The sequence below is a fragment of the Micromonospora sp. KC721 genome, from assembly GCF_004348355.1.
In the GTDB taxonomy this organism is placed as follows: domain Bacteria; phylum Actinomycetota; class Actinomycetes; order Mycobacteriales; family Micromonosporaceae; genus Micromonospora.
Map to the genome: position 1 here is coordinate 1 of NZ_SMJY01000227.1, position 8,992 is coordinate 8,992.

Sequence of the window (8,992 nt, forward strand, 5' to 3'; positions counted from 1 at the left end):
CAACCGACCCGACCGGCCCCGACCACCCCCAGTTCGGTACCGACCGCGCCCAGCGGACCCAACCTCAGCATCGCGGCCGAGGCGGACGGCTCCACCAAGGCCAGCGGAAGGAGCTACCGCGACGTGCGCGACGGTGACCTGCGCACCTACTGGTCCCCGGAGGGCACGACCGGGCGCATCTCGATCAAGTGGTTGTCCCCCGCCACGGTCTCCAGGATCGTCATCCGCGAGGCGTCCGACTCCGCGGGCAGAATCCGAACCTGGCGGGTCGTCAACCATCACACCGGCCAGGTCCTGGCCACCGGCAGCGGGGCGGGCACGATCGACCTTCCCCGGACCTCACTGCTGAAAATCAATTTCGAGATCACCAGCTCGACCGGCACGCCCCGGGTCGCCGAGTTCGAGACCTACGGCGGGTAGCAGCCCGCGGTCCGTTGCCCGCTCCGGATCACAAGAGCGGGCAACGGACCGGGGGCCGGCACCGACGATTCACGTGGGCGCCGGGTCACGGTGCCGCGTCATGAGTCGAGCTCAGGCCGCGTTGCGCAGGAACTGCTGGTTCTGGCCGGTGCCGCAGGTGTACTGGATCAGGCGGGTGCCGTCGGCGGTGGAGCTGCTCGGGATGTCGAGGCACTTGCCGGAGTGGCGGGCGATGACGCGGACGTAGCCGCTGCCGGCGTCCTGCGTCTGCCACTGCTGGTTCTGTGCGCTGGTGCAGGTGCGCTGGGTGATCCGGGCGCTGTTGGCGGTGGAGGCGCCGTTGACCTCGAGGCACTTGCCGGAGTGCTGGGCGACGATCTGGTGGTAGCCGTCGCCGAGGCTGCGGAACTCCCAACGCTGGTTGCTGCCGCCGTTGCAGCCGTACTGGGCGACCTCGGCCCCGTCCGCGGTGGACGCGCTGATCACGTCGACGCACTTGCCGGAGTGCCGCGCGGTGAGGGTGACCGTCGCGGTGCCACCTCCGCCGTCACCCCAGCCGTGCCGGAGGCGGTCCGCGCCGGTGGAGTTACGGATGCTCACGGTCAGATCCGTGCCGCTGCCCCGGAGCGCGAACATGGAGTACCAGTCGTGGTTCTGTCCGGCGGTGATCTTGCCGCCGAGCGCGGGCCAGTAGACCGAACCCATGCTGCGGGCGCGCATGCTGTCGGTGACCGCGCGAATGTGCCGGACGAAGTTGTTGGTGCTGGCGGCGTCGTTGTAGTTCAGGCCGGTATCCATGGGCGCACCGAACTCGGTCAGGATCGCCCGCGAGGCGCAGGAGCCCAGACGGGCCTCGAAGTGGCTGCGCCAGCCGGCGTAGTCGTTCGTGCCGAACATGAAGGCGTAATGGTGGTAGGACAACAGGGTGCCGTTGAACCGGCTGTCGCCGCACAAGGGCCTGAGGTCGGTGCTGTAGCCGGTGCCGCTGACGAGGATGCGGCCCTTCGGCACCGACGGGCGGGCGTTGATCCACGAGGCCGCGAGGTTCATCCACTCCGCGGCGCTGTAACCGTGAGGCTCGTTCATCGGCTCGAAGTAGACCAAACCGTTGGAGCCGTACGCGCCGGTCACGGCGTCCCACATCGAGTTGAACGCAGCCGTGTTCGTGATCCGACCGCCCGACGCGGCCCCGTCCTCCCAGTAAGCGAGGATGACCTTGAACCCTCTGGCGGTCGCGGCGTCGATCGTGCCGCGATACGCGTTCCACCACGACGAACCGACCGTGTGCGTGTTGACCGGCAACCTGACGGTGTTGACCCCGAGCTGACTGTCGAAACCCTGGTAGACCGCATCCGCCTTGGCCCGCACCGTCGCGTAGCTGTCCGACTGGCTCAACCCGTCCAGAACGAGCAGACCCTCCACGAAGTTGTCGCCGAGCACCGCCCAGTTCACACCCCTGAACTGACTGGTGTCCGCACTGGCCGACGACGCACCGGCCACCGCGACGACCGGCACCAGAAGCAGGGCACTGGCAACGCTGACCAGGATCCGACGCAGGGAACGGGAACGCGCCGACGAGGCGCTGGTATTACCGGTTCGTGGCATGGTGGTGGCCCATCTGCTAGGTGATGTAACTGATGAGCGTGCCCAAGAGTTAGGTCGTCGTCAATATCTCCGGCGCCGGCCGAGGGGCGGACGCTACGCGCCGAGCCGGCCCTACCGGCCGCGGAAGCGGGCGGGCCGCTTCTCCAGGAACGCGCGCATGCCCTCGGCCTGGTCCTCGGTGGCGAACAGGGCGTGGAACGCGCGTCGTTCGAAGAGCAGCCCCTCCCGCAGCCCGACCTCCTGGGCGCGGTCAACCGCCTCGCGGGCGGTCATCACGGCCGGCTTGCCGTACCCGGCGATGGTCTCGGCCACGGCCGCCGTCTCGGGCAGCAGCCGCTCGGCGGGGAACACCCGGGCGACCAGGCCGGCGCGTTCCGCCTCCTCGGCATCCATCAGCCGGCCGGTGAGGATCAGGTCCATCGCCTTGGACCTGCCGATGAGTCTGGTCAGTCGCTGGGTGCCGCCGATGCCCGGGATGACACCGAGCTTGATCTCCGGCTGGCCGAACCGGGCGGTGTCCGCAGCGAAGATCAGGTCGCACATCATCGCCAGTTCGCAGCCACCGCCCAGGGCGTAACCGGCGACTGCGGCGATCTTCGGCGTACGCAGTGCGGCGAAGGCGTCCCAGCCGGCGAAGAAGTCCTCGGTGAGCATCTCCACCGATGTCCTCGGTGCCATCTCGCGGATGTCGGCGCCGGCGGCGAAGGCCCGGTCGGAGCCGGTGACGACGAAGCAGCCCACGTCGGGGTCGCGGTCGAGCGGGCGCAGCGTGTCGACCAGTTCCGTCATCAGCTCGGTGTTGAGGGCGTTGAGAACCTCCGGCCGGTGCAGGTACACCGTCACGACCCGGCCGCGTCGCTCGATCTTGATGTGGTTCATGTGGCTTTCCCCTCCGGTCAGGAGTCCCAGATGGCGCCGTACGCCGGGATGCCGCGGCGTTCCAGGCCGTGCACGACCTGCCAGGTCAGCTTCTTGTTCGAGATGCAGATGACGGCCTCGGCACCGAATGCCGCGTACGCGGTGTAGGCGAGTTGCACCATGTCTGGCTTGCCGTGTTCGGCGGTGTCCCAGACGATCGCGTCCGGCTGGTCGGCGAGGATCTCGTCGACCAGCGCGTCGCCGTAGGTGGCCCGTGGGCTACGGGTCGCCCAGACCAGCCGGGAGGGGACCTTGTGGGCCAGCAGGTGGGGCAGTACGGGCCCGATGCCGCTGCCGGTGGCGACGTAGACCACCTTCGTGAACAGGGTCTCGATGTTGGCCACCCCGGCGGTGGTGATGCCCTTGACCCAGACGTGGGAGGGGGTGTCGTCGATGAACGATCCGGTCCAGTCGCCGGCCCGGGAGATGGTCAGCCGGAAGCCGTTCTCGCCGGGAGTGGGCACGTTGGCGAAGGAGTGCCACTCCCAGAGTGGACGGCGGCTGATCGCGGTGGAGGACCCGGCGAAGGGTGTCACGCCGTGGTCGAACCGGACCACCGCGACGTGGCGGGAGGGCCGGGTGATCTCCACCGGCACCCTGCGCAGGCGCAGCCAGGGCAGGGCGACGCTGGTGGTGAGGAGGGCGAGGACCCAGATCTGCGGTGCGGTCGACGGAATCCGGTCGGGGTCCGCCCGGACGGCGAGCACCGTCTGGGCCCAGAACAGGGCCAGCGCGGCCCATCCGCCGAAGCGGTGCATTCGTTCGAACCGGTCGTGGTGTCGGGCCCGGTAGCTCGGTCGCGCCGTCATGACGATGACAGCCAGGAGCCCGAGCAGGAGGTAGGAGACCACGAGGAAGCCGTCCGGCACGGGTTCGCCCCGGTACGCGGCGGTGGTGGCGGACCCGACGAGGACCAGGAACCACAGTGTCCCGGCGAGCGCGCCGCCGACGTGCAGCCCGCCGAAGTGGTACACCTTCGCCAGGGTCCAACGGATCTTCAGTGGCCACCGGGTGGGCGCCCGGGTGGCGAGCCAGAACAGCAGATTGATGACGTACTGCTGGCGGATGAGGATGGCGAGGGTGAAGTTGGCCAGGACCACGTTGGAGATGGCGGTGAGGTTGATGGGGCCGGTCGACCACCAGCCGCCGTGGGTGAGTGCGTGTCCGAGCAGCGCCAGGTTCGCCGTGAGCACGAGGGCGACCAGGCGGTGATGGTGCATCAGGCGGGGATGCTTGAGAATACGCCGGGGCAGCGACGTGGCCGGGGGCAGCGGGACCGGGGTCAGGTTCGGCCCGTCGGCAGCGGCGGGCGGGGCCGGGGTGCCGGCCGGACTGATCACGCTCATGCGGCCTGCTCCCACTGCCCGGAGGCGGCCAGCCGCAGCAGGGCCGCCTTGTCGATCTTTCCGCGGCTCGTTTCGGGCAACGCGGCCATCGGATGGATGGTGGTGGGGACGCAGTAGTAGGGCAGGGCGGCGGCGACGGCCTGCCTCGCCACCTCCGGGTCGACGTGGTGGGGGGCGACGAACGACACGAGGGTGCGGTCGTCGAGTTTGAGGGTGGCCGCCCGCCGGCAGCCGGGTACGGACTCGAGGACCGCGGAGACGGAGTCGAGTTCGACCCGGAACCCGCGGATCTTCACCTGGTCGTCGGTTCGGCCGAGGTGTTCCAGTTGCCCGTCCGGGGTCCAGCGGCCGAGGTCCCGGGTGCGGAACATCAACCGCCCGCCGCCGAGGAACGGGTCGGGGGCGTAGCGTTCGGCGTTCAGCTGCGGGTTGTCGAGGTAGCCGGCGGAGACGCAGTCGCCGCCGGCCCACATCTCGCCGACGTCGCCGATGGCGCAGGGGCGACCGGCCGGGTCGAGGACGTAGACGGTGTTGTTGGGGGTCGGGCGGCCGATGGTCAGGCGGGCGGCGTGCCCGTCGTGACGGTGCATCGTGTTCACGATGGTGGTCTCGGTGGGACCGCACGCGTTGTAGAAGACACGGCGGCGGGCCCACCGGTCGGCCAGCGACCGGGGGCAGGGCTCACCGGCCACCGCCACCACCTTCACCTGTTCGCACCGGTCGGGGTCGAGGCCGCTGAGGATGGTCGGGGTGGCGATGAGCGCGTCGACCCGCTCGGCGGTGGCGGCGATGTCCCGGCCCCGGATGACCAGGGTGGCGCCGTGGCTGAGGCAGCCGAGGATCTCCCACGCCGCCATGTCGAAGGCCACGTTGAGGAGCTGACCGACCCGCCAACCCGGCCGGATGCCGAGGTTTCCCGGTGCGGTGAGCAGGATGTTGCAGACGTTGCGGTGGGTGACGACGACTCCGTTGGGCCGTCCCGTGGTGCCGGAGGTGAACAGCACGTAGCAGTTCTCGCCGGTGCTGCCCGGCTGCTCGGTCGGGACGAACCGGTCCGGGCAGCGGCCGAGAGGCCGCGCCATCACGGAGTCCACCGCGACGAGGTGGTGTCCGGCCGGTACCGGTATCCGGTCGGCGGCCGCGGACACGGTCAGGATGACCCGGGTGGCTGCGGCGTGGATGACATGACGCAGATGGGTGGGCGGGGCGAGGCCGACGTCCTGCGGCACGTACGCCGCACCGGCCTTCAACGCCGCCAGGATTCCGACGAGCATGGGGATGCCGCGGCGAACGAACACCGCCACGTTGTCGCCGGGGCGTACGCCCAGCTCGGCGAGGTGGGCGGCGAGCCGGTTGGCCTGCCGGTCCAGCTCCCCGTAGGTGATCGTGGCGCTGAGGTGCTCGGCGGCGACGGTGTCGGGGCGGGCGGCGGCGTGCCGTTCGACGGCGTGGTGGACGCGGGTCTCCGGCAGCGCCACGACCGGCCCCTGGCCGTACCGCTGGAACAGATGGCGGTCCCGGTCGCCGAGGTGGTCCAGTAGGGCCGTGGACCAGGCAAAGGTCCGCTCGATCAGCTGCTGATGCATCCGTCATGTCCTCCGATCGACGGTGCGCGGCGCCCACCGCACACACATCGATGGTCGAAAATAATTCTCAGAACGTTCTTAGAGCGCGCGGACGCAGCACTGATTACGCCGGGCGGACGCGTCGGAAACGGGCGGCGCCGCGGGCAGCCGGACGGTGAAGTGGGCACCCCGGCCCGGCCGGCCGGCGGCGGTGATCGTGCCGCCGTGGCTCTCCACGACCTCGCGGGTCAGGGCCAGCCCGATGCCGTAGCCCCGGCTGCCGGCACCCCGGGCGAAGCGGTCGAAGACTTCAGGGTGTCGCGCCGGGTCGAAGCCGACTCCGGTGTCCCGGACGGTCAGTTCCACCGTACGGCCGTCGTCGACCGTGGCGATGCGGATGGTGATCCGGCCTCCCGCAGGGGTGTGGCCGATGGCGTTGTCGACCAGCGCGGAGAGCACCCGCCGCAGGGCGGTGCGGACACCGAGCACCTGATGCTGTTCCGCTCCCGTCCACAGCACCGCACTCAGCCCGCGCTCCGCCAGGCGTCCCGCCTCGGCGGCGAGCAGCTCGGCGGCGACGGGGGCCAGATCGATCCGCTCGCGTTCGGGCACCCCCGACCGCAGCCGGGCGGCGCGCAGCACGTCGTCGAGGACCTCGCCGAGTTCGCGGGTGCTGGCCGCCAGGCGGCGCAGCTCGGACGCGATCGGCTCGGACAGATCGTCCGCACCTCGGAGCATCAGTTGGCTGCGGGTGTGCAACCGGGTCAGCGGGGCCCGTAGTTCGTGGCTCGCGTCCGTGACGAACCGGCGGCGTAGGGCGAGCAGTGCCGCCACCGGATCTATCGCCCGACGGGCTGCCGCCGCGCTGACGGGCACCGCGACGATCAGGGTCGCCAGAGCGCCGCCGGTCAGTCCGGCCACCCATCGCCGTCGGTCCTGTCGCTGTCGGCGCTCGTCGAGTACCGCCTGCCTCACCTCGGTCCCGAACCGCTCGGTTCGTACCCGATAGACGGTGCCGTTGCCCGAAACAATCTCCTCCAGCGTGCCGCCGTACGTCGCGACGGTCTGCATCGAGCCCCGGCGCGGGAAGCCCGCGGGCGCATCGGCAGGAGCGCCACACCCCTCGCCGGGCAGGACGAACAGCCACAGGCCGGACTGTGCGTGGCCGGCATTACCGCGGCGCAGGGCGTGGCCGAGAGAGCGGTCGACGGCGCTGTCCTGTCGGTGCCCGGCGGCCAGCAGGATCAGAACGCCGACGAGCAGGAACGTGCCGCAGATCCCGAAGACGAGGCTCGCGGCCACGGACATCCGAGCGCGGCGCAGAATACGCCTTTCGCGATCCTGCGCCGCTGCGGTCACAGGGTGCCGATCTGGTAACCCAACCCGTGCACGGTACGCACGACGGCCGTTCCCAACTTGCGACGGAGATAGTGCACGTAGGTGTCCACGATCGACTCGGAGTCGGCGCCGTCGAAGACCACTCGACGCAGCTGGGCGCGGCTGTGCACCGCCCGGGGGCGTAGCGCCAGCGAATGGATCAGCGCGAACTCGCGGCCGGACAGGGGCACGAATCCTCCGCCGGGTAAACGGACGCCACGCAGCGCCGTGTCGAGCCGGGCCGTCCCCAGGGGGATGGTGTCGGCGTCGTCGGTGACGCGCCGAGTCAGCGCCCGGATCCGGGCCAGTAGCTCCGGCACCTCGAACGGCTTGGCGAGGTAGTCGTCGGCCCCGGAGTCGAGGCCGTCGACGAGGTCGGCGGTGTCACCGAGCGCGGTCAGCATCAGGATGCGGGCGTCGACGGCCCGCTGGCGCAGCCGTACGACCACGTCCAGGCCGTCGAGCGCGGGCAGTCCGCGGTCCACGACGATCACCCGGTACGACCGGGTCAGTCCGAGGTGGAGGCCACGCTGACCGTCGGCGACGTGGTCGGTGGAATAGCCCTCGACAGCGAACAGGTCGACCAGCATCTCGGCGAGTTCGTTGTCGTCCTCCATGAGGAGAATCCGACACGAGTCAATAGTTGAGCTCTCCTCCACTCCAATATAGTGACACCCGTTGCGGCGATTGTCATGGAGGCTGGTAGAGCGCACCAGGATAGGGATACATCAATATTTTGGAATGATTCCAAACTCTGCGGGCGCTGTCGACAAATCCGTCGTGACACCAAGCGAATCGGTGTGCCCACGGGCCCGCTGACCTTGCCGACCCGGCAGGGGTCGACTCCCCCACCGACGCGTGCTCGAGCGCACGACGACCAGTTGGCCCCGGCGTCGCGCGGTGAGCCCCACCCCGGTCGGGAACTGGCTGGCCGGGATGGTGAGCACGGCCCGGACGCCGCTGGCGGCCAGGTGGTCGACCACGATGCCGTCCTGATCCTTCCGGGACGCCCACCGGGCGCAGCCCGGCGTCGGCGATGACTCCCACTTCCCCGGATGTCCGGACCCACCGCGTCGTGGGCACGGTCGCGCCGTACGCGGCAGAGCAGCGCGAGTCCCTGGGCGAATCCCGAGGTGATCATCAGCCGTTCGGGGCAGGTGAGGATCCCTTCGGACCCGGCCCGGGTATCCGGCGAGGGTGTGCCGGACCACCTGGCAGGCCGGAGGGAGGGGCATCGCCCTGCTCCCGGCGGCCCGCGGAGCTGATCACCGAGCTGACGCAGCGAATCCAGTCCTGGCGTGGGTGGGAAGGTGGAGACGTCCGCGCCGCCGACGCGCAAATCCCAGACTTCAGGCGTGGGCGTCTGGTCCGGGATCAGCGCCGAGCGGGACACGCCGAGATCCGCGGCGAGCTGGCGGCCCGACGGGACGCAGGTGCCGGGGCGCAGCGCACCCTCCTCGATCTGCCTGCGTAGCGCGTTACGGAGCTGCACCGCCAATGTCTCACGCGAGCCGCTGCCAATTGACAGGCTCAGATGCCACACCGAATGGCCCCCCTCACGGCCGTCGTCCGGTGCGGCGGCAATCGCACGTTTCCGGCTCGGCCACCGGGGAAGCGACCGTGCGCACCCACATCAACGGAGGAAGTCCGACCTGTCGCTTCACGCGATGGACCAGCACCAGCGGCAGCGCGGGAACCGGACTGTTCGCAGGGGGCTCCACAGTGTCCTCATTGTCGACCGTCATGGCCGCATATCCCGCC

At 70.2% G+C, this 8,992-nt stretch carries 8 protein-coding genes and 1 pseudogene; 1 reads left to right on the forward strand and 8 read right to left on the reverse strand.

The window, feature by feature from the left end; all coding sequences use genetic code 11:
• Nucleotides 1–420, forward strand: a pseudogene (locus E1182_RS31320) (pectate lyase); the annotation flags it as partial.
• A 111-nt stretch (nucleotides 421–531) separates the two neighbouring features.
• Here the strand turns inward: E1182_RS31320 and E1182_RS26690 are convergent.
• From E1182_RS26690 to E1182_RS31775, 8 genes are all read right to left on the reverse strand, one after another.
• The gene (locus tag E1182_RS26690; RefSeq protein ID WP_132270340.1) at nucleotides 532–2,025 is read right to left on the reverse strand and encodes an RICIN domain-containing protein; all 1,494 of its coding nucleotides are present in this window, start codon (nucleotides 2,023–2,025) and stop codon (nucleotides 532–534) included.
• A gap of 111 nt (nucleotides 2,026–2,136) precedes the next feature.
• Nucleotides 2,137–2,904: an enoyl-CoA hydratase-related protein gene (locus E1182_RS26695; RefSeq protein WP_132270342.1), complete on the reverse strand. Its 768-nt coding sequence runs from the start codon at nucleotides 2,902–2,904 to the stop codon at nucleotides 2,137–2,139.
• 17 nt (nucleotides 2,905–2,921) lie between these two features.
• On the reverse strand, nucleotides 2,922–4,289 hold the full coding sequence (locus E1182_RS26700; protein ID WP_132270344.1) for a hypothetical protein: 1,368 nt from the start codon (nucleotides 4,287–4,289) through the stop codon (nucleotides 2,922–2,924).
• The gene (locus tag E1182_RS26705; protein WP_132270347.1) at nucleotides 4,286–5,875 is read right to left on the reverse strand and encodes an amino acid adenylation domain-containing protein; all 1,590 of its coding nucleotides are present in this window, start codon (nucleotides 5,873–5,875) and stop codon (nucleotides 4,286–4,288) included. The genes E1182_RS26700 and E1182_RS26705 overlap by 4 nt, the downstream gene beginning before the upstream one ends.
• A gap of 78 nt (nucleotides 5,876–5,953) precedes the next feature.
• Entirely contained in the window at nucleotides 5,954–7,162 is a 1,209-nt protein-coding gene (locus E1182_RS26710) for a sensor histidine kinase KdpD (RefSeq protein WP_132270349.1), read from the reverse strand.
• A gap of 47 nt (nucleotides 7,163–7,209) precedes the next feature.
• Nucleotides 7,210–7,848: a response regulator transcription factor gene (locus E1182_RS26715; protein WP_207921529.1), complete on the reverse strand. Its 639-nt coding sequence runs from the start codon at nucleotides 7,846–7,848 to the stop codon at nucleotides 7,210–7,212.
• A complete protein-coding gene (locus E1182_RS33100) occupies nucleotides 7,740–8,774 on the reverse strand; it encodes a GntR family transcriptional regulator (protein ID WP_371687607.1) in 1,035 nt (344 codons plus the stop codon). The genes E1182_RS26715 and E1182_RS33100 overlap by 109 nt, the downstream gene beginning before the upstream one ends.
• Before the next feature lie 13 nt (nucleotides 8,775–8,787).
• Nucleotides 8,788–8,992 (reverse strand): hypothetical protein (locus E1182_RS31775; RefSeq protein ID WP_207921530.1); only part of this gene is annotated, 205 nt, incomplete at its 5' end.